Origin of the sequence: Blautia sp. HCP3S3_D9, from assembly GCF_052063845.1 — a bacterium.
In the GTDB taxonomy this organism is placed as follows: Bacteria; Bacillota; Clostridia; order Lachnospirales; family Lachnospiraceae; genus Blautia_A.
Genome location: NZ_JBQHWS010000065.1, coordinates 1 through 20,822, shown reverse-complemented (window position 1 = coordinate 20,822; position 20,822 = coordinate 1). Strand labels below are relative to the sequence as shown.

18 protein-coding genes are annotated in these 20,822 nt (G+C 41.7%); 4 read left to right on the top strand and 14 right to left on the bottom strand.

Translation table 11 applies throughout. The features are described 5' to 3' along the window. Positions 1-33: 33 nt before the first annotated feature. The 8 genes from ACTNES_RS12635 to ACTNES_RS12600 form a co-directional block, all read right to left on the bottom strand. Positions 34-2,364: a RelA/SpoT family protein gene (locus tag ACTNES_RS12635; protein WP_216459078.1), complete on the bottom strand. Its 2,331-nt coding sequence runs from the start codon at positions 2,362-2,364 to the stop codon at positions 34-36. A 37-nt stretch (positions 2,365-2,401) separates the two neighbouring features. Continuing rightward, positions 2,402-2,926: an adenine phosphoribosyltransferase gene (locus ACTNES_RS12630; protein ID WP_216459079.1), complete on the bottom strand. Its 525-nt coding sequence runs from the start codon at positions 2,924-2,926 to the stop codon at positions 2,402-2,404. A gap of 130 nt (positions 2,927-3,056) precedes the next feature. Then, on the bottom strand, positions 3,057-4,769 hold the full coding sequence (gene recJ, locus ACTNES_RS12625; RefSeq protein ID WP_291812063.1) for a single-stranded-DNA-specific exonuclease RecJ: 1,713 nt from the start codon (positions 4,767-4,769) through the stop codon (positions 3,057-3,059). Between the two features lie 88 nt (positions 4,770-4,857). Continuing rightward, the gene (secD, locus tag ACTNES_RS12620; protein WP_291812067.1) at positions 4,858-7,266 is read right to left on the bottom strand and encodes a protein translocase subunit SecD; all 2,409 of its coding nucleotides are present in this window, start codon (positions 7,264-7,266) and stop codon (positions 4,858-4,860) included. Positions 7,267-7,377: 111 nt separating this feature from the next. After that, on the bottom strand, positions 7,378-8,739 hold the full coding sequence (scfB, locus tag ACTNES_RS12615; RefSeq protein ID WP_441039510.1) for a thioether cross-link-forming SCIFF peptide maturase: 1,362 nt from the start codon (positions 8,737-8,739) through the stop codon (positions 7,378-7,380). Between the two features lie 89 nt (positions 8,740-8,828). Continuing rightward, entirely contained in the window at positions 8,829-8,969 is a 141-nt protein-coding gene (scfA, locus tag ACTNES_RS12610) for a six-cysteine ranthipeptide SCIFF (protein ID WP_008703734.1), read from the bottom strand. Positions 8,970-9,042: 73 nt separating this feature from the next. Further along, a complete protein-coding gene (locus tag ACTNES_RS12605; RefSeq protein ID WP_291812082.1) occupies positions 9,043-9,393 on the bottom strand; it encodes a TIGR04086 family membrane protein in 351 nt (116 codons plus the stop codon). Positions 9,394-9,524: 131 nt separating this feature from the next. After that, positions 9,525-11,021 carry a hypothetical protein gene (locus ACTNES_RS12600; RefSeq protein ID WP_291816176.1) on the bottom strand — a complete coding sequence of 499 codons (1,497 nt, stop codon included), beginning with the start codon at positions 11,019-11,021 and terminating at the stop codon, positions 9,525-9,527. A 551-nt stretch (positions 11,022-11,572) separates the two neighbouring features. Between ACTNES_RS12600 and ACTNES_RS12595 the strand changes: the two genes are divergently transcribed. Then, positions 11,573-12,850, top strand: coding sequence for an HlyC/CorC family transporter (locus ACTNES_RS12595; RefSeq protein ID WP_291812088.1), 1,278 nt, complete (start codon positions 11,573-11,575; stop codon positions 12,848-12,850). A gap of 2 nt (positions 12,851-12,852) precedes the next feature. Here the strand turns inward: ACTNES_RS12595 and ACTNES_RS12590 are convergent, their stop codons facing one another. Both ACTNES_RS12590 and ACTNES_RS12585 read right to left on the bottom strand, forming a co-directional pair. Next, entirely contained in the window at positions 12,853-13,455 is a 603-nt protein-coding gene (locus ACTNES_RS12590) for a YdcF family protein (protein ID WP_441039505.1), read from the bottom strand. Positions 13,456-13,703: 248 nt separating this feature from the next. Continuing rightward, positions 13,704-14,468 (bottom strand): N-acetylmuramoyl-L-alanine amidase, encoded by a 765-nt coding sequence (locus tag ACTNES_RS12585; RefSeq protein ID WP_216459087.1) that lies wholly within the window; start codon positions 14,466-14,468, stop codon positions 13,704-13,706. Positions 14,469-14,621: 153 nt separating this feature from the next. On the opposite strand from ACTNES_RS12585, the gene ACTNES_RS12580 reads away from it, so the two are divergent. From ACTNES_RS12580 to ACTNES_RS12570, 3 genes are all read left to right on the top strand, one after another. Beyond that, positions 14,622-15,686 carry an ABC transporter substrate-binding protein gene (locus tag ACTNES_RS12580; protein WP_291812096.1) on the top strand — a complete coding sequence of 355 codons (1,065 nt, stop codon included), beginning with the start codon at positions 14,622-14,624 and terminating at the stop codon, positions 15,684-15,686. A gap of 90 nt (positions 15,687-15,776) precedes the next feature. After that, positions 15,777-16,694, top strand: coding sequence for an ABC transporter permease (locus tag ACTNES_RS12575; RefSeq protein WP_216459089.1), 918 nt, complete (start codon positions 15,777-15,779; stop codon positions 16,692-16,694). A 2-nt stretch (positions 16,695-16,696) separates the two neighbouring features. Next, positions 16,697-17,491: an ABC transporter ATP-binding protein gene (locus tag ACTNES_RS12570; protein ID WP_216459090.1), complete on the top strand. Its 795-nt coding sequence runs from the start codon at positions 16,697-16,699 to the stop codon at positions 17,489-17,491. Between the two features lie 90 nt (positions 17,492-17,581). Here the strand turns inward: ACTNES_RS12570 and ACTNES_RS12565 are convergent, their stop codons facing one another. The 4 genes from ACTNES_RS12565 to ACTNES_RS12550 form a co-directional block, all read right to left on the bottom strand. Then, entirely contained in the window at positions 17,582-17,716 is a 135-nt protein-coding gene (locus ACTNES_RS12565) for a hypothetical protein (RefSeq protein ID WP_441039502.1), read from the bottom strand. 36 nt (positions 17,717-17,752) lie between these two features. Then, complete coding sequence (locus ACTNES_RS12560; protein WP_291812101.1) at positions 17,753-18,700, bottom strand: DUF5688 family protein; 948 nt, start codon at positions 18,698-18,700, stop codon at positions 17,753-17,755. Positions 18,701-18,875: 175 nt separating this feature from the next. Further along, the gene (locus tag ACTNES_RS12555; protein WP_441039500.1) at positions 18,876-19,352 is read right to left on the bottom strand and encodes a low molecular weight protein-tyrosine-phosphatase; all 477 of its coding nucleotides are present in this window, start codon (positions 19,350-19,352) and stop codon (positions 18,876-18,878) included. A gap of 215 nt (positions 19,353-19,567) precedes the next feature. Next, complete coding sequence (locus ACTNES_RS12550) at positions 19,568-20,818, bottom strand: integrase DNA-binding domain-containing protein (protein WP_373253608.1); 1,251 nt, start codon at positions 20,816-20,818, stop codon at positions 19,568-19,570. Positions 20,819-20,822: the final 4 nt, after the last annotated feature.

Below are 20,822 nucleotides of genomic sequence, written 5' to 3'. Positions count from 1 at the left end.
ATACTTTCACAGCAACAGGTAACTTTTCTGTTATCAGCCGGTAGTTCTCTCTACATCGATGATGCTCTCTACCTGACGGATCTTCTCGATCAGGGAACGCAGTTCTTCTTTGCTTCCAATCTCAAAACTCATGGAGATGGTTGCTTTCTCCTGCTTATTTGTACGGCTGTTGATGCTTCGCAGGTCGATCTTACGCTCTGTAAATATCTTGGAAAGGTCAACCAGAAGTCCAGTACGGTTATTTGCATAAACCTGGATCTCAGCCATATATTTCTCTTTTTCCTTGGTATCAGGCTGCTGCCATTCTGCTTCGATCAGTCGGGTTCTGTCTGTCTCGGACATATTCAGCACATTGACACAGTCTGTACGATGGATAGTAATTCCACGTCCTCTTGTAACAAAACCTACAATCTCATCACCAGGGATTGGATTACAGCACTTGGAGAAACGAACTGCAACATCGTGGATACCTTTTACTACAATACCGCTCTTACTCTTGGCAATATGCAGCTTCTCCTGTGTTTCAGATGCAGCTTCAAGCACCTGCTCGTCTGTCATGGCTTTCTTATTCTCTTTATCATAAGCTTCTACCAGCTTATTGAAGACCTGACCTTCTTTCAGTCCGCCATGACCGATTGCTGCAAGTACGGAATCCCAGTCACGGAATCCGTATTTATTCATAACAGCCTCCAGATACTGAGGCTTATTATAATTTACGATCTTAAATCCTTTGGCACGGGCATACTGCGCAAGCATTTCCTTGCCTTTGAGAATATTGTCTTCTTTTAATTCTTTCTTAAACCACTGGTTGATCTTATTCTTTGCCTGTGTACTCTTGACCAATTTCAGCCAGTCACGGCTTGGACCCTGAGAGTTCTGAGAAGTGATGATCTCGATACGGTCACCATTTTTGATCTGATACTCAATCGGAACCAGTTTGCCATTTACACGGGCACCTACCATCTTATTTCCTACAGCACTGTGGACACTGTATGCAAAGTCTACAGGTGTGGAACCACTCGGCAGTGTCTTGACATCTCCCTGTGGAGTAAAGCAGTAAACACTGTCCGCAAAAAGGTCAAGATCATTCTTCAGAAGGCTCATAAACTCTTTATTGTCAGACATATCACGCTGCCATTCCAGAATCTGACGCAGCCAGTTCAGCTTCTCCTCTTCGCTCTTTCCTACAGGAGCTTTGCCATCTGAGGACTCTTTATATTTCCAGTGGGCTGCGATACCATACTCGGCAGTCTTATGCATCTCAAAAGTACGGATCTGAATCTCAAACGGCTGTCCGTTCGGTCCGATCAATGTGGTATGCAGAGACTGATACATGTTTGGTTTCGGCATGGCAATGTAGTCTTTAAATCTTCCAGGGATTGGCTTATACATCTCATGGATAACGCCAAGGGCGGCATAGCAGTCCTTTACAGTATCCACAAGGATACGAACTGCAAACAGGTCATAAATCTGGTCAATGGTCTTGTCCTGATTGACCATCTTTTTATAGATACTGAAGAAATGTTTCACACGTCCGTCTACCTGTGCCTTGATATTGGCATCTTCCATATGTTGCTTGACTTCTTTTACAATGGCACCTACGAACTTCTCTCTGTCACTCTTTCGCAGAGCAACTTTCTCTACCAGATCATAGTAGACATCCGGTTTCAGATATTTCAGTGACAGGTCATCCAGCTCTACTTTGATCTTGGAAATACCGAGACGCATGGCGATCGGAGCATAGATATCCATAGTCTCTCTGGCTTTCTCCTGCTGTTTCTCAGGGCGCATATACTGCAGGGTACGCATATTGTGGAGACGGTCTGCAAGCTTGATCAGAATAACACGGATATCCTTCGCCATGGCAAGGAACATCTTTCTGAGGTTCTCAGCCTGAACTTCTACTTTATCCGCGGAATAAGACAGCTGTCCCAGCTTGGTAACACCATCTACGAGAAGTGCAACCTCTGATCCAAACTCCTTCTCAACTTCCTCATAAGTCATCCAGGTATCCTCAACTGCATCATGAAGAAGACCTGCCACGATTGTTTCCTTGTCAAGTTCCAGATCCGCCAGAATGATCGCCACACACAAAGGATGGATGATATATGGCTCTCCGGACTTTCTCTTCTGTCCTTCATGAGCCTCACTTGCCACCCTGTATGCTTTCTCGATCATGGAGATATCTGTTGACGGATGATACTTCAGGACACTGTTTATCAGTTCTTTATAAAGTACCTCCGGACTTGTAAAATCGTGCATGGTCTTTACTGCGGCATCTGCCCTCTTTACAGATTCCAGTTTCTCTTTCTCAACCTGCATTTCGTCTTTCTTTGCTTCTGTACTCTTAGTCATTTCTGCCATATGCTCCCACCTGCCTGTCCTGCACAATCAGCTGTGCTTATTTACCGTCGTAACAAATTACTGATGATACATCATATCCTTTCAGTCTCTCACGTCCTTTTAATCCTGCAAGTTCCATCAGGAATACAACTTTGACTACTTCACCGCCAAGCTCCTCTACAAGCTTAATTGCAGCTTCGATGGTGCCGCCTGTTGCGATCAGGTCATCAACGATGACTACTTTCTGACCAGGTTTGATAGAATCTTTATGCATCTCGATCTCTGCACTGCCATATTCCAGATCATAGCTTGCAGATACGGTTTCTCTCGGAAGTTTGCCTTTCTTACGGATCGGTACGAATGGTTTATGAAGATTGTATGCGATCGGCACACCAAAGATAAATCCTCTGGACTCTGTTCCTGCAACTACATCCACATCTACATCCTTCAGGCAGTCCTGCATGGAGTCAATTGCCAGCTGCAGTCCATCTGCATCCTGCAGAACGCTTGTAATATCTCTGAAAATAATCCCCGGTTCCGGGAAATCCGGTATACTTACTACGTAATCTTCAATTTTCTTCATTTCGTTTCTCCTCCAGTGCCTTTTATAGTTATTCAATTTAGTCAAATAATCTATTAACTCATAAATATTTTATAGTATATCACCTTTTTATATCAGAATCAAGTTGCTGTTCATATGCGCAAAGTCGGTTTTAACAATAGTTCTGAATAATGATCTGCAGACTTTCCCGGCCTCTGAACCGATTAATCTCCGGGTAATAGGTGACAGAAATAGTGTCTTTTTGTCTGATAAAGTTCGCAAAATCTTCTGCTTCTCCAAAATAGATTCCTTCCATAGTAACGCCCTGCGGATCAAGAAGTTTTAACTTCACTACATTCTTATTTTTCCCGATAATACTGCTGTCAAGCACTCTCAGGCCTTTTTGTGCAAAGATCGGCTTGGTATTTCCTTTTCCAAAAGGTTCCAGCAATGAGATCTGTTCTATCAGTTCTTTTGTAATATAAGAAACCGGCATTGGCACATCAATCACGACTTTTGGCCGCAGGTCTTCTTCCGTCAGTGTACAGTTTTCATTTAACTGTCTGCGGAACTTCTCTATATTCTCCTCCTCTATAGAAAGTCCTGCTGCCATCGGATGACCGCCGAACTGCACCATCAGATCTGCACATTTTACCAGTTCCTCGTACATGGAATAGCTTTCTATGGACCTGCCGCTGCCTTTCGCGCTTTTTTCACCTTTTGTCAACACAAAGGCCGGTTTATGATATTTTTCCCTGATCCTTCCGGCTATGATACCCGCAAGACTCTCATGACAGTCCGGAAGATAGACTACCAGCACTCTGTCATTCTTCAGTTCTGTTGTCTCTATCAGCTGGATTGCTTCTTCCTTTCCTTTTTCTGTAAGGGCTTTTCTGCTCTGATTCAAAGCTGTCAAGTCCCCGGCAAGTTTCGCTGCTTCTTCCTTTGTCTGTGCATTCAGAAGTGCAAGGGAACGAGCCGCTGTATCCAGTCTGCCACTGGCATTGATACATGGACCAAGTACAAAGCCGATATGATAAGCTGTGATCCTTGCGTCTTCAAGGGCATTGGCACGTATCAGCTCCTGCAGACCTTTGTTTTTCGTATTTTTAAGACGGCGCAGACCTTCTTTTACCAGGATTCTGTTCTCTCCCTGAAGATCCATGACATCCCCTACTGTTGCAATGGCAACCAGTTCATAGTAGTCTTCCAGTTCTTTTTGCGGTACGTCGAAACATTCATAAAGGGCAGTGATATATTTAAAAGCTACCACTGCGCCGCATAAATTCTTATTTGGGTATGGGCAGTCATACTGCTTCGGATTCAGGATCGCATCTGCCGGCGGCAGGATCACTTTACGTTCGCCGTTTTCTTCTCTGTAAGGGATCTCATGGTGGTCTGTGACAATCACTGCCATTCCTTTATCCTTCGCTGTCTGAATCTCTGCAGCGGCAGCAATTCCATTATCGCAGGTTACGATCGTATCTATTCCGTCTGCTTCGGCTCTGTCTATAAGATGTTCATGGATCCCGTATCCGTCAGCTACTCTGTCCGGAATGTAAGTATCCACATCTGCGCCAATCCTTGTCAGACCTTTCAGCAGAATGTATGTAGAGGTCACACCATCAATATCATAATCTCCGATAATACGAATTCTTGCCTGCTGCTGTATTTTTTTCTTCAGGATGTCTACCGCCTTCTCCATATCTTTCATCAGCCAGGGAGATGGGATCTCATCTACTGTTCCAAGCAGATATTCTCTTATCTTCTCATCTCCGATCACATCTCTGTTTCTGATCAGTCTTGCGATCACCGGATCAATATGAAACTGCTGACCGATCTGGTTAAAGTCGGCTTTCTTCGCAGCCACTACCCATTTTTCCATCTATTTTCTCCTTACTAAAACATCCCGGGGCTGTAACACCCCGGGATAATATCTGTCTGGTCATTTCTCCAGACTATTATGTTTGTTTTTATTCAGCATCATCATTCTGCTGATTCTTTGCAGCTTCTTCTGCTGCCAGACGCTCAGCTACTCTTTTTCTGTTTTTCTTCTTTGGCTGAGTCGGGTCTTTCTGTGATACATCACGGGCTTTTTTCGGCTTGGAAGAAGTTTTTCCGGATGCGGAGGCTGTAGCAATCGCCGGCTGTCCTTTTCCTGTAAATTTCTTCTTCATTACATACCATAATGCACCTGTAATGCATACAGAAGAATATGCCCCAACAAGAACACCAACCATCAGAGGTGCTGCAAATTCACGGATAGAAGATACACCCATGATATAAAGAACAGCTACCATAACAAAGGTTGTGAAAGAAGTATAGATACTTCTTGTAAGTGTCTGAGTGATACTTGTATTTACGATCTCTGCCAGATTCTCGCGTGAACCACTCTGCAGATTCTCACGGATACGGTCAAAGATAACGATAGTTGCATTGATTGAGTAACCTACGATTGTAAGCATGCAGGCAATAAATGTGTTACCTACTGATACTCTAGCGATCGCGTAGAATGCAAGTACAACCAGAACGTCATGCAGAAGTGCAAGTACCGCACTGCTTGCAAAACGGATATCTTTGAATCTGAACCAGATGTAAAGAAGCATGCAGATTGTAGCTACGATAACGGCTACGATCGCATCCTGACGCATTTCCTTACTTACTGTAGAAGAAATACTCTCTGTGGAGATTGTGCTGTCATCTACACCGAATTTCTCAACCAGAGCATTCTGAAGTGCTTCACGCTCGCTCTGATTCAGAGAACGTGTCTTGATCACAACCTGATTTGTCCCGACTACTTTTGTAGGCTGAACATTCTTGTCACCTGTGACATCTTCTACAACAGGAGTTACTTCGGAATCAATAGTCTTAATATCCATATCTTCGTTAAATGTAACGGTTGTAGATGTACCGCCTGAGAACTCAAGGCTATAGTTTAATGCTTTATTTCCAGCATGTGAATTGGCAAACATTGCTATCGGTCCGCAAAGGATCAGGATAATGGAAATAATAAAGAATACTTTCTTCTTTCCAAGGAAATCCACTGGTTTACGTTCTTTTGTAGATCCGTAGAATTTCGGATCACGTACGCCAACTGCATAAAGGGCATTTACAACAAATCTGGATACAACCAGTGCTGTAAACATGGAGATTACGATACCAAGGGCAAGTGTATAAGCAAATCCCTTAACAGTACCGGATCCAAGCCACATCAGTACGAAGGATGCGATCAGGGTTGTAATATTTCCATCGAAGATTGCGGAGAAAGCTTTGCTGAAACCGGACTTGATGGAATTTCTTACAGATACGCCTGCACCGATTTCTTCACGGATACGTGCATAAATAATAACGTTGGCATCTACCGCCATACCAATACCAAGGATAATACCTGCGATACCCGGCAGGGTAAGAGTAATATCAAAGGCATTCAGAGTAATCAGCATTAATGATGTATAAAGGATCAGTGCAACACCAGCAACTACACCAGGTACACGGTATACAATGATCATGAAGATAATAACAATGATCAGACCGATCGCGCCTGCAAGAACACTTGTAGAGATTGCTTCCTCACCAAGCTGTGCAGCTACAACACTGGAACGAAGTTCTTCCAGTTCAAGTCCCAGAGAACCGATACGGATATAAGAAGCAAGGTTCTGCGCTTCCTCCAGGTCAGACATTCCGCTGATCTGTGCTTTTCCACCGGAGATCTCTTCATTTACGTTCGGAGCACTGATGATGTTATTATCATATACGATAGCGATCTGCTTGCCTACATTGTTCTTTGTAGCTTCTGCAAATTTCTCTTTACCGCTGTTGTCTCCGTCAGAAGTAAGTGTAAGGCTTACAACGTATTCCTTTGCGCTTGTGCTCTGATTCTGGATGGCACCACCCTGTGCATCTGCCACATCAGAACCTTCCAGAACAACACTTCCGGATTCTTTGATCTCATCCATACTTCTGGAGAGAACATATCCGTCCTGTCCTGTAGTAAAGTTCTGGTTTCCGTCAGCATCTTCTTTTGTGATGAAATACAGGGAACCTGGTTTACCCAGATCATTCAGAATAGTATCTGCATCTGTAACACCAGGGATTTCAACTGTAATACGGTCTGATCCTTCCTGGTATACCTGAGCCTCTGTACTGTACTGCTCTACACGCTTTTGGAGCTTGTAGATCGTATCTGACATCTCTTCGCTTGTCGGATTGCTCTCCTTGGCCTGGTAGGTAATGCTGACACCACCGGCAAGATCAAGACCTGTGTTGATATGTTTTGCTGCACCGGTTCCGGTAGGACCGATACCTACGGCTGCAGTAAAGCAAAAGAACACAGTCAGGATCAGTGTCAGAAGCAGCACTACGATTCCTTTACTTTTTTTCATAGTTCTTTTCCCTTCTTGATTTTTTGTCCGCGGTCATGTTCATCCGCCTGCCAGCCATTTTCTGTTATGATAACAGCCGACGGCGGTATCAGTCAGACAGAATTCTGTCCACTAATCACATGCCAGTGCGGCTTTTATCATGATAGCGCACTCCACACGTTTTCTCTGGAGCTCGCATCCGATTTCATAATTGCCTTTGATATCTCCCTGGAAATGGAATGCATTTGCTGCACATCCACCGCTGCAGTAGAAACGCGCGAAGCAGTCCTTGCAGTCTTTCTTTGTGTAAACGTTGCATCCGCCGAATTCCTTCTGGATCTCCGGTTTTGTGATACCTTCGTCTACATTTCCCATGAGATACTGTTCTTCACCAACGAACTGGTGACATGGGTAAAAATCACCCCAGGGTGTTACAGCCAGGTACTCTGTTCCTGAGCCACAGCCTGACAGTCTCTTGTATACGCAAGGACCGCCTGTAAGGTCGATCATAAAGTGGAAGAAGTTAAATCCTTTTCCTTCTTTCTCTCTCTTGATCATTTCTTTTGCAAGAGTATCATATTCTTCCATGATCTGTGGGATATCCTCCTCACGGATCGCATATTCCTCTGTGTCAGCCGCAACTACAGGCTCTACAGAGATCTGTTTGAATCCAAGATCTGCCAGATGAAGCACATCCTTGGAGAAATCAAGATTATGATGAGTAAAAGTACCTCTTACATAATACTTGTCCTGATTTCTGGAGTCCGCAAACTTCTGGAACTTTGGCATGATCAGATCATAGCTTCCCGCACCTTTTCTGAATGGACGCATGTAATCGTGTACTTCCTTACGTCCGTCTACGCTGAGTACAACGTTGCCCATCTCTTTGTTGCAGAATTCCATTACTTCATCATTCAGGAGAACTCCATTTGTTGTTAAAGTGAAACGGAACTTCTTATTATGAAGCTTCTCCTGCTCTCTGCCGTATTTGACCAGATCTTTTACAACTTTCCAGTTCATCAGCGGCTCGCCGCCAAAGAAGTCTACTTCCAGATTTCTTCTGGACCCGGAATTGGCGATCAGGAAATCCAACGCTTTCTTGCCGACTTCGTAGGACATCAGGGCTCTTCTGCCGTGATATTCGCCTTCTTCGGCAAAACAATAGCGGCAGGCCAGATTGCAGTCATGCGCAATGTGCAGGCACAATGCTTTTACAACGGTCTGCCGGTTGTTTGAAAATTCTTCAATTACATTCTCGTAAACATCTTTTGTAAAAAGCATTCCATCTTCTTTCAGCTTGTTACATTCTTTTACAGATGTTTCGATATCTTCTTTCTTATATTTGTTTCCCAGTTTCTCTGCAATAGCTTCTGCATCAAGGCCTTCTTCCAGATACGGAAGAACCTCATATGTAACTTCATCTACCAGATGGATACATCCACTGTTGATGTCAAGTACGATATTGAAGCCATTGCTTTTGTAACGGTGAATCAGACTTATTTTAACAAAAATCCTTTCTAAGCGTAAGATAAGCAGCGGAGCACTCTCACTCCGCTGCTTATCTCATTTCTCCATAGCTGATCTTATTTCTGCTCGCAGCTCTGGTTTCCTACTGTACAGGAAGTCTTACATGCGGACTGGCAGGAAGTCTGGCACTCGCCACATCCACCTTTCTTTACTGTGTTCTGTAAGTTCTTTGTATTCAGGGTTTTGATATGTTCCATAACTCTATCCTCCTTATGTAATTATATTCTTGGCATAGTATATCATATATTTTTTAATTTTGAAAGCTTTTTTTTACGACAGCATTCCCCCAAGGGTTCCGCCGCCTGCGCACATGAAAAATGTGGTGACTGCATGAGCCATACTCATGTCCCACCGGCCCTTTACCGCAAAAGAAACTGCCAGCAATAATACATAGTAGGTCAGTCCTGTAGCAACACCCCACAGATATTTATCTCTGCGCATGATCCTGCCCGCCATAAAGCCTCCCATAAAACACGCAAGTACATAAACCACAATGATTCCCGCATCTACCGCTGTTTCACCAAGATCAAAAGTGAACAGAAGAAATGCCAGGAGCAACAGTGCAACACCAGTTAATGCATATGCAAATAATAATGACTTTAAAACCACTCTGACTTTCATATACTTCCCTCCTGTTAAACTATATGGAAAGAAAATATGTGTTATTCACGTTTTTTACTTTATTACTTCATTGCCGTTATTTTGCATTCATCTCATGATATATTTTATTGTACCTTTTCTTCAGCAATGCCTTATTTCTTTTTCTTCTTAATAAATACAACCACACCAATGATCACTGCCGCAGCTGCCACAAGAATTACAAATGGAAGAATAGTAGTTGTATCCCCAGTATTTACTGCATTGTTATTCTTTGTAGTCTCATTTGCTGCTGTATTGTCGGTCTGTGAAGAAGAAGCATTGCTGCTGTTATCTGAATCATCATTCACAGATACTGTCCCTGTACTTTCTGAATTAGAAGACTGTTCCTGTGCAGATGTAGAATTTGCCGCTGATGTCGGTGTAGGTGTCACTGTCTCAGAATCGGAAGCGTCAGTATCCTCTCCTCCATCAGGGCCTACCAGCTGTCTGCTTCCCGCAATACCAAATGGGCTAAAGGAATGTGTACTGAATACCATGATATTATCATCTACACTTGGAATAATCGTTTCAGTTGCTCCATTATCCAGCAAATGTTCGATCGTATACTGATATCCTGATTTTACCGGGACAGTTACACTGATATACTCTCCACTTGGAATCTCATATTCTGTATCATTCTGCAGATCCCAGAGTTCAAATTCATAAGACTGAAAGATCATTGCATCTGATTCATTGGTAAACTGATAGCTGTCTCCGCTGGATACTCTGAACTGAACATACCAAGGAAGATTAATACCGCTTACTGTAATTCCATCACAGGTATGGTTAACTTCAGCTCTTGCCTCTTTCTCTTCCTCTGAAAGATCATCCTCTGCATCAGTCGGGCGGTCATCTTTCTCATCTGGCAGTACCGGATTGTCAAAAATATTGTCATCTCCGCTGTTCTTATCATCTGAAGTATCTTCCGTATTATCTTTATCCTGCTCAGGATCCTCCACAGGTTCTAATTTACCTGTAACTTCTTCATCTGAAGAATCTTTATCATTCTTAGTTTCGTCTTTGGTGTCACCTGTTTCCTCTTTGCTATTGTCTTTATTCTCTTTCTCGTCCGCACTTTTCTTATCGTTTTCGATATCTTTATTCTCTTTATCCTCTTTCTCAGCAGCAGGAGTTTCTGACGGTGTTTCTGTAATCTCAGGATCCTCTGACGGAGCTTCTGCATCATCAGTCTTCTCTTTGTCTGCGTCATCACTGCCATTTACTACCACATTGATATATCCGACCACAGCTCCTGCCTCCGGATTCCATCCATCTACATGACTTAAATCCTGTCCCTCTCCTGGAATGAGCAGTACTTCGCATGCCTGTACTTTCTCCGTCGGAACAAAACTTCCATCTGCCCATTCAAAAGTCCCATACTCAGTTATAGGAAGACTGACATTTGCAAGTTCTGTCGGCTGGTCAATTGTGATATTATCCGGTATTACTGTACCTGATGTACTCTCCTGTGCTTCTGTTGCACTGACAGGTTCTGTGACAACCGGCACACTTCCTCCGATCAGTGTTGCTGTTAAAGCTGCTGCCGCCAGAATTCCCATTTTCTTTCCTGTTAATTTATTCTTATTTATTTTAATTGTATTATTAGACATCTCGCACCTCTGTTTACATTTATCCTTTATGTTCAACTGTATATTTTCATCTATCATTTTCAAATATTACTTTCAAAACCAGCCCGAAATTTATAAATTTTCTATTCCCGGCTATAACTTTGATTCTTTATCGCATAAGGTCAGGATTCAATAACTTTCTATTCCCGACCAATTTCTAAGGATTGCTCTGCCATAAATCAGTTTTCGCACTCCTTATATTATGTGACATGTTAATATCGCATATTTATATATTATCAAACTTTTATTATTTTGTAAATATTCTGTAATATTTTTTTTGAATTTAACCGAATGAATTATAACACAACTTTTACTTTTTCAACACCCCTTCCTTTAATTTTTTTTACATTTTCTGGTATTATTACTGTTCATATTCTACCAGACAACATGCTTTACAATTCCTTAAAACAGGAGTCTGCCTGTAACTTTTTCTTTTCTTGCTTTTTTTCCAGAAATCATGTATATTTTCTTTAAACATTTTTGAAAGAATCCATCAATAAGATATCATTAACAGGTAAAGGAGTGAACAAATATTGGATTCAGGTATCATTTTTCAAGCGGTAGCAATTGTAATACTGATTGCTCTTTCTTCCTTTTTTTCTTCTGCGGAAACCGCTATGACAACTGTAAATAAAATCCGCATACAGTCTCTTTCCGAGCAGGGAGACAAACGGGCCATTATTTTGGAAAAAGTAATTTCAGACGCACCGAAGATGCTCAGTGCTGTTTTAATTGGAAACAACATTGTAAATATGTCCGTTTCTTCTCTTATGACCACACTTACCATAAAAGTTCTTGGCAATGCTTATGTTGGAATTGCAACCGGTATCCTGACCTTGCTGATTTTGATCTTCGGTGAAATCACCCCTAAGAACATGGCAACCATCCATGCCGAAAAGCTTTCTCTTGCTTATGCCAGAATCATCTACGGACTTATGTTTATTCTTACTCCGGTAGTATTTATCGTAAATAAAATTACAGCAGGAGTGCTGATCCTTTTCCATGTTGACCCGAATGCAAAGACAAATGCCATGACCGAACATGAACTACGAACTCTTGTTAATGTAGGTGAAAAAGATGGTATTATCGAAAACGAAGAAAAACAGATGATCTATAATGTATTCGATTTCGGTGATTCCACTGCAAAAGATGTTATGATTCCGCGAATTGATATGACATTTGTAGATATCAACTGTACCTATGATGAACTTATGGCTATTTTCAGCGAGGATATGCATACCCGTTTCCCGGTCTATGAAGATAATACAGATAACGTAATCGGTATTATTAATATGAAGGATCTCCTCATTTATCCAAAAGAAAAGCCATTTGCGATCCGCAACATTCTACGTGAACCATACTTCACTTATGAATACAAAGCTACCGCAGATCTGATGATCGAAATGCGTAAGGCATCCGTCAATCTGGCGATCGTCCTTGACGAATACGGTGCTACTGCCGGTCTGGTCACATTGGAAGACTTGCTTGAAGAGATCGTTGGTGAAATCCGTGATGAATATGACGAGAATGAAGTCGAAGATATCAAAGAAATCCAGCCAGGCAGAGAATATGCCGTACAGGGTTCTGCCAAACTGGATGACATTAATGATGCCCTCCACATTCACCTGGAATCCGAGGATTACGACTCTATCGGCGGATACATTATCGAACAGCTTGACTGTCTGCCAAAAGATGGTCAGTCCGTCACTCTGGAAAGTGGCATTCGTTTAGTCGTTGACCGTATTGACAAGAACCGAATCGAACTTGTCCATATCTGGCTTCCTGAAAAAGAGCCGGAAACCGAAAAATAACTTTAGTCTCTCTCCAGCATCAGTGAAAACTGTTTCACGATTCTGGAGAGTTCTCCTGTAACCGCATCAATTCCTTCTTCATTCTCTCTCCAGTTATCTCTGGTAATCCCATCTGCATCTACGGGCACAACATAGAATTCTGTATCAGGATACAGAAGCTCATAATACATCAGACATCTTCTTGCATGATAAGATTTACAGCACAAAATTGCCTTTCTAATCTCTAGTCCTGCCTGATCCGTCACCTGTCTGGAATGGATTGCATTCTCATAAGTAAAAGTTGCATGATCTTCCTGCAGGATTTTCTTCTCCGGTACTCCACTCTTTATAAGAACATCTTTTAGAAACTCCCACTCTGTCTCATAGTTTCCATTATAAATATCACGTTTCTTTAATACACCGGAAAAATTCCCATTTACCACGCTATATCTTCCACTTGGCAAAACCCAATCCGCCAGTCCGGCTCTGTAAAGTTCTGCCGCCTGCTCTGCCATCTGCGGATAGCTATTCCCGGGTACAAAAATAATATCTGATTTCTCCGGTTTATTTTCTACAAAAACAAAATCTTCAGCGTTTTTTAAAAAATTCATATATGCATTGTTCATTGTTTTACCTCTTTTTCTGTCTGTACCGTAAAGATAAATATCCCTTTTACTGCTTTGCAGCTGATTTAAGTCAAGCGGATAAAATCATCCTCCTCGCTACTTGCTCATAACTAAAGCTGCTCCGCAGTTTTGGTTAAATTATATCATAACTCCTTTTTGTAATGCAGTCTTTTTGCCTGAATATGCCAAAAAATTTATCTCTCCTTTGGTCTCAAACGGATATTAGCAGCTTACCTGATCCGCCTAAATTATTTCGTTACAATAATCGTACTATATCCATCATCTCTGAGTCTCTGCTCCATATTTACTGCATTATTAATCTGTTGATAAGCCCCTGTCTGCACTTTATATAACCCATCTTCATGTAAAAGAAATGACGGATAACCTTTTTCCAACAATTCATACAGCATGCGGTCTGCATTCTCTCTCTTTCTAAATACACCTGTCTGTACTCTATAATAAAGTGGTTCTTCTACTGTCTCTTTATCCAACGTTCCCAGAATTGCATCTGCAATTCCCTGTGCAATCTCATTAAATTTCTCATTAAACAGTTTATTATCGTCATCCGAATTAATAAATCCTGTTTCGATCAAAAGTGCAGGCATTCTGGTTCGCCTGAGAACTACAAGTCCCGGGCGTTCTTTCACACCAATTTCCCGAAAGCCCACTTCACCCAAAGCCCCCAGAATATTCTCCGCCATCTGATATTTAATACCGCTTTTATCATATATCAGCACTTCTGCACCGTTATACTGATTATCTTTTGGACTACTATTTCGATGAAATGAAATAAAATAATCCACACCTGCCTGATTTGCAAGCTGTGCTTTCTCAAATGGTGTCTGATAAATGTCTGTAGTTCGTGTATAAGAAACATCGATTCCATTGTTCTTTAAGATTTCTCCTACAGCAAGTGCAAGCCTGAGATTGTCGTTTTTTTCCTGTCTTCCTTTATATACAGCACCCGGATCCTGGCCTCCATGACCTGCATCCAGCATGATCGAATATGCCATAATGACACTCTGCCTTTATTCACTTCCTCTGTATACTATATGTAAGAGAAATATTATTGTGCAATCCGCTTGACTTTTAGGTATTAAAGCGTTATACTTTAAACCATTAAAGCCATTTGGTATAAAAATTATTTATCAGGAGGATATATAAATATGAAAAGAAAAGCATTAGCAATTACTCTTGCAGCAGTTATGGCAATGGGAACATGCGCAGTAACAGCAAGTGCTGCTGACGGAGATACATATACGATCGGTATCTGCCAGCTTGTACAGCATGTAGCTCTTGACGCTGCAACACAGGGCTTCAAAGATGAAGTTACCAAAGAACTTGGTGAAGACGCAGTTACATTTGATGAGCAGAACGCACAGGGCGATTCCAACACCTGTTCTACAATCGTTAACAGCTTTGTTTCCAACAATGTCGACCTGATCCTTGCGAACGCAACTCCGGCTCTTCAGGCTGCAGCAGCCGGAACAAGCGATATCCCGATTCTTGGAACATCTGTTACAGAATACGGTGTTGCGCTTGGACTTGATGATTTCGACGGAACTGTAGGTGGAAATATTTCCGGAACAGCAGACCTTGCACCACTTGATGAGCAGGCTGCAATGCTTAACGAACTCTTCCCGGATGCAAAAAATGTCGGACTTCTCTACTGCTCCGCAGAGGCAAACTCCCAGTATCAGGTAGATACAGTAAAAGCTGCTCTCGAAGAACTCGGATACACATGTGAATATTACGCATTCTCTGATTCCAATGATCTTTCTTCTGTTGTTACAACAGCTGCAGATGCAAGTGATGTTATCTATGTACCTACAGACAACACTGTTGCATCTAACACAGAGATCATCAACAATATCTGCCTTCCGGCAAAAGTTCCGGTAATCACAGGTGAAGAAGGTATCTGCAGCGGATGCGGTGTTGCAACACTTTCCATCAGCTACTATGACCTTGGCGTTACAACCGGTAAGATGGCTGTTAAGATCTTAAAAGACGGCGAGGATATCTCTACAATGCCAGTTGAATACGCACCGAATTTCACAAAAGAATACAACAAAGATATCTGTGAAGAACTCGGCATCACTGTTCCGGACGATTATGTAGCGATCGGAGAAGCTGCTGATGACACAGAAGAAGCATCTGATGACGCAGACGCAGCAGACGAATCCGCTGATGAAACTGCAGAAGATGATGCTACTGAAGAAGCTGCTGAATAATTCTGAACAAAAATTTAACTTATATACGATCAGCGGGAAAGGCATTTATGTCTCTCTCGCTTTTCGCATCTCAACAGGAGGAAATTACAAATGCAAATTATGACATTAATCGCTGCACTTCCGGGTGCAGTCGCACAGGGTCTGATCTGGGGAATCATGGCAATCGGTGTTTATCTTACATTCCGTATTCTCGACATCGCAGACCTTACCGTTGACGGTACAATGTGTACCGGCGGTGCAGTATGTATTATGATGATGCTCTCCGGACACAACGTCTGGATTTCTATGCTGGCAGCTACCCTCGCCGGAATGCTTGCCGGTCTTGTAACCGGAATTTTCCATACATTTATGGGAATCCCTGCAATCCTTGCCGGAATCCTGACCCAGCTGTCTCTGTATTCCGTCAATTTGAAGATTATGGGAAAGGCCAATCAGGCCATCAATGTTGATAAATATAATCTTCTGGTTTCCCTGCGTCATATTAAAAATACATCCCTTTCCAAGAACACCATCTTTATCGTAGCAGTTATGTGCATCGTATTGATCGCCATTCTGTACTGGTTCTTCGGAACAGAGCTTGGATGTTCTCTCCGTGCAACTGGATGTAACCCAAATATGTCCCGTGCACAGGGTATCAACACCAACATGAATAAAGTTCTCGGACTTATGATCTCCAATGGTCTGGTAGGACTTTCCAGTGCACTCCTTGCACAGTATCAGGGATTCGCAGACGTCAACATGGGACGTGGTTCTATCGTTATCGGTCTGGCTGCTGTTATTATCGGTGAAGCAATCTTCGGTCGTATTTTCCGCAACTTTGCTCTTCGCCTGACAGCTGTTATCCTTGGTTCCATCCTGTACTATCTGGTACTTCAGGTCGTTATCTGGATGGGTATTGACACAGACCTGCTGAAAATGCTGTCTGCGATCGTGGTTGCCCTCTTCCTCGCATTCCCATACTGGAAAGGCAAATACTTCAACAAACCAGTAAAAAGGGGAGGTAAATAATCATGCTGGAGCTTAAAAATATCTATAAAACTTTTAATCCGGGTACTATCAATGAGAAACGTGCCCTAAACGGACTGAACCTGAAGCTGAATGAGGGCGATTTCGTAACAGTTATCGGTGGAAATGGTGCCGGTAAATCTACTATGTTAAATGCAGTTGCAGGAACTTGGCCAGTTGATGAAGGTCAGATTCTTATCGATAACATTGATGTCACCAAGCTTTCCGAACATAAACGTGCCGCTTATCTTGGTCGTGTATTCCAGGATCCGATGACAGGAACTGCCGGTACCATGGGTATTGAAGAAAACCTTGCCCTTGCCAAACGTCGTGGAAAATCCCGTCTTCTTCGTCCGGGAATCACAAAAGCAGAACGAGAAGAATACAGAGAATTGTTAAAAATCCTCGGACTTGGTCTGGAAGACAGACTTACTTCTAAAGTAGGTCTCCTCTCCGGTGGTCAGAGACAGGCGCTTACCCTTCTCATGGCAACTCTTCAGAAACCCAAACTGCTGCTTCTGGATGAGCATACTGCTGCCCTCGATCCTAAGACAGCAGCAAAGGTTCTCGAGATTACTGATATGATCGTAAACCGTGATCATCTCACAACTCTGATGATCACCCACAACATGAAAGACGCTATTGCACACGGTAACCGCCTGATCATGATGATGGAAGGTAAAATTATTCTGGATATTCAGGGCGAAGAAAAGAAGAAACTGACTGTCAAAGATCTTCTCGATCAGTTTGAACGCGCCAGCGGAGAAGAGTTCAGTAATGACTCTGCACTGCTTGGATAATTACCAAAAATATTATTAAAACATTTCTTTTATATGAGAGTACTCTTTAGTGGAGTGCTCTCATTTTTCAGATTTTAAAGTCCTTTTTTATCAGGCTAATGTACCAACCAGTTGATTTTTGAACAATCTCATATCTAAATTTCTTGTTTCTGTGTTATTGCTGGTTACCGCAGCCGCTGCGTCTCTTTCCAACTTGTCTGCGTACTGGTTTTCTGCTGTTTTCATAAATATCGGTTTTCTTTTTATATTTTATGATTACTTTTATTCTTTATCATCCAACGAAGTTACGCAAATGAATTTATGTGTTTCCCGATTATACTGATAAATTCTTGATGTCAGATAATCTTCCTTAGGCGTTGCCTCCTTAATTGTATCTTGCAGAACACACTGCAGATCTTCAGGTTCCACAAATCTATCATTGTGGATCATTACCTCATGTACACTAGTAAATACCATATAGAAATCCGAATCCAGCATATACGCCAATTGCTCTGCCACTCCCGGCAGGAACACTGCAACCGCTCCGTTCGTCTTCTTAGTAGTACTCAGGCAGTTTCCCATTGCATCCTTCTTCAGTTCACATTTATCTCCCAGATTCATGAAGCTTTCCCCTTCATACTCCGGATTAAAAATCATCTGTTCCCATCTGTAGATTCTCGGTGGACTCATAAAATAGGTATTAAGAAGAGCCTCTTTAAATACCTCGTCGCAGTCTTTTCCCCACTGTTCCAGCATTCCCAGGCGAATTTTCGTACTTGTCACACATCCCTCATATTCTGTAACTTTCATATAAAGAACCAACGCAATATCGCCCAGAGTCTTATAAACTGCATCCTGCAGATCTGCTTTATACTTATTTGCATTTAACAATCGAATAAACAGACGTGGTTTCGTTTTCTCGTAATCTTTGATCACCCTTGTCTTCTCATAAATATCTGCTTTCTTGATTCGTTTCAGATCATCCGTAATTTCGGTCATAATCTCTTCAAAAGAAGTGCCACTCTGGTAAGAATTAAAAAGTTCCTGGGTATAAAGTCCACAGACTTCCCATGCATCATCATGTTCAGCAAACTTCACCAGCAGTCTGTCCCCTACAGGCGCAAACCTCCCGCCTTCTTTCTCAAAAGAAATATTCTCTCTTGGAATTCCTGTAGCCTCATAAATACCAATCTCTAGTTTCTCTACGAATGTTTCATAGTCTTTCTGCATATTCAGTTTCCTTTCTTTACTTTGAAAATAATGCGGGCAGGATGCCCTTGATTTGAATGTTGACTCCCTTTCGGGAAAAAGAAATAAGGGAGCGAAAGCCCCCTTAAGAGTCGCTGTAGACATAGTATAGAATAGTCCCAGCTATTTGTAAAGTAAATTTCATCGACAAAACATTTTACAGTTTCTTTCTATCTTTCAGATATTTCAGAAAAGCCTCACAGCCCTCCACTACATCTGAATATGTGACATCAAATCCACCTGTATACCACGGGTCTGCGATATCTCTTGGATGATCACTATAATCCAGCAGGAGCTTTACTTTTCCTTCCGGATCAGATTTCAATATTCTCAGCATATTCTTCAAATTCCAGTGATCCATGCCAAGAATATAATCGTACTTATCATAATCTTCCTTCGTCAGCTGCACCGCACGTTTGCCCTTACAACCGATTCCATGCTTCGCCAGCTCCTCTCTCGCCGGCGGATATACCGGATTCCCAATTCCATTCCAGATTTCCTCGGTGCTGGTTGCAGCAGATGCGATATAAAACCTGTCTGAAAGACCTTGTTTAGAAACCATGTCTTTAAAAATGAATTCTGCCATTGGTGAGCGGCAGATATTGCCGTGGCAGACAAATAACACACTTATCATTGCTTAAAACTCCTTGAAATGCTGTATTTACGCTGTTTGCAGGCATTTTCCGATAATCTTCAATCCTGTCATTTTCCTGCATATCACAGCATAAATTCGTATATTTTCTTATCCAAATTTAGTAACTTCTTAGTAATAATCAGCCTGGAAAACAGGCTTTCTAAGAACCTTATAATCAGATTATTCTTAATTCTTTTTTCTATTATTTTATCATACTATGCCAGTTTTGCAATCCTATTCATCTCTTCTTTTGCATCAATTAATCCCAGATGCGTATATACATTTAACGTAACCCCTATATCAGAATGTCCCATTAAATATTGGAGTGCTTTCGGATTCATTCCAGCTTTCGCCATATTAGAACAATATGTATGCCTACATACATGAGGCGTGATCTTTGGCATTTGTTCCTCATGAGTACGATTATACTTTCCTAACGCCCACTGAAAATGTTTTTCCCAATGGAGTGCTACCTCAGGCATATCTTTTTTATCCAGGAATAAGAATCGACTATATCCATCTATAATCGGCTCAACCCTTACTTTTTTACGGTTTTTCACAATCTGTTCAAAACATTCATAAACTTCATCTGTCATCGGCAACATTCGTGTTCCACTTGAAGTTTTGGTATCTTCAATGACGTACTGCATTCCTCTGGTTCTCTGAAGCTGATGATTCACATTGATTTTTCTCTCCTGAAGATCAATATCTTTCACTGTCAATCCACAAAACTCAGAAATACGAAGTCCAGTCTTAAACAAAATAAACATTCCATTATAGTATTTTGAGTAATGGTCATCATTTCGGATAAACTCCAGAAATAACTCTTCCTGTTCTTTTGTAATTGCCTGTCTTGTAACACTGTCATTTACGACAACTGTACATAATTGAAATTCAAAAGGATTCTTGCGCAGTAAATCATCTTCAACTGCCATCTGAAATGCAGGTCTTACAATTCCACGCACACTGTGAATGGAACTGTATCCTCTTCCATCTGCTTGCAGCTTAATAAACCATGCTTTTGCATCCGACAATTTTATTTTATCTATTCTTCTGGTTCCGAATTCTTCTTTTTTTATTATATTGATCACAAAATCATAGTTCGCCTGAGTATTATGACGAACCCCCTTTTTTTGTCCAATATATTTTTGAACCAAATCCAAAACTGTTAAATTTCCTCCGTAAGGTACTATACCATCATGTAAATCTCTTTGGATATTCTTTTCTTTTTCCCTTAGAGCTAAGCATGGTCTGCATCCAGTTGGCAGAGAATCTGTTGGCTCTAATTTCCAACTATACAAAAACTTCTGCTTTCCATAACAATCTGTATATACAAACGCATATCTTCCATCTTTTCTCTGACTTTCTCCGTTTCGTAAAATTCGACCTTTTTTATCCCGTCGTTTTTGGTCACGTTTTGTTTTACCCAAACGTCTTCGCCCCTTTCTACGAAGAAGCCCTAGCACGATA

Excerpts from the sequence above, each read along its gene's own strand:
- ACTNES_RS12635 (WP_216459078.1), bottom strand. The coding sequence starts at position 2,364 with ATGGCAGAAATGACTAAGAGTACAGAAGCAAAGAAAGACGAAATGCAG.
- ACTNES_RS12630 (WP_216459079.1), bottom strand. The coding sequence starts at position 2,926 with ATGAAGAAAATTGAAGATTACGTAGTAAGTATACCGGATTTCCCGGAA.
- recJ (WP_291812063.1), bottom strand. The coding sequence starts at position 4,769 with ATGGAAAAATGGGTAGTGGCTGCGAAGAAAGCCGACTTTAACCAGATC.
- secD (WP_291812067.1), bottom strand. The coding sequence starts at position 7,266 with ATGAAAAAAAGTAAAGGAATCGTAGTGCTGCTTCTGACACTGATCCTG.
- scfA (WP_008703734.1), bottom strand. The coding sequence starts at position 8,969 with ATGGAACATATCAAAACCCTGAATACAAAGAACTTACAGAACACAGTA.
- ACTNES_RS12605 (WP_291812082.1), bottom strand. The coding sequence starts at position 9,393 with ATGAAAGTCAGAGTGGTTTTAAAGTCATTATTATTTGCATATGCATTA.
- ACTNES_RS12600 (WP_291816176.1), bottom strand. The coding sequence starts at position 11,021 with ATGTCTAATAATACAATTAAAATAAATAAGAATAAATTAACAGGAAAG.
- ACTNES_RS12590 (WP_441039505.1), bottom strand. The coding sequence starts at position 13,455 with ATGAACAATGCATATATGAATTTTTTAAAAAACGCTGAAGATTTTGTT.
- ACTNES_RS12585 (WP_216459087.1), bottom strand. The coding sequence starts at position 14,468 with ATGGCATATTCGATCATGCTGGATGCAGGTCATGGAGGCCAGGATCCG.
- ACTNES_RS12580 (WP_291812096.1), top strand. The coding sequence starts at position 14,622 with ATGAAAAGAAAAGCATTAGCAATTACTCTTGCAGCAGTTATGGCAATG.
- ACTNES_RS12575 (WP_216459089.1), top strand. The coding sequence starts at position 15,777 with ATGCAAATTATGACATTAATCGCTGCACTTCCGGGTGCAGTCGCACAG.
- ACTNES_RS12570 (WP_216459090.1), top strand. The coding sequence starts at position 16,697 with ATGCTGGAGCTTAAAAATATCTATAAAACTTTTAATCCGGGTACTATC.
- ACTNES_RS12565 (WP_441039502.1), bottom strand. The coding sequence starts at position 17,716 with ATGAAAACAGCAGAAAACCAGTACGCAGACAAGTTGGAAAGAGACGCA.
- ACTNES_RS12560 (WP_291812101.1), bottom strand. The coding sequence starts at position 18,700 with ATGCAGAAAGACTATGAAACATTCGTAGAGAAACTAGAGATTGGTATT.
- ACTNES_RS12555 (WP_441039500.1), bottom strand. The coding sequence starts at position 19,352 with ATGATAAGTGTGTTATTTGTCTGCCACGGCAATATCTGCCGCTCACCA.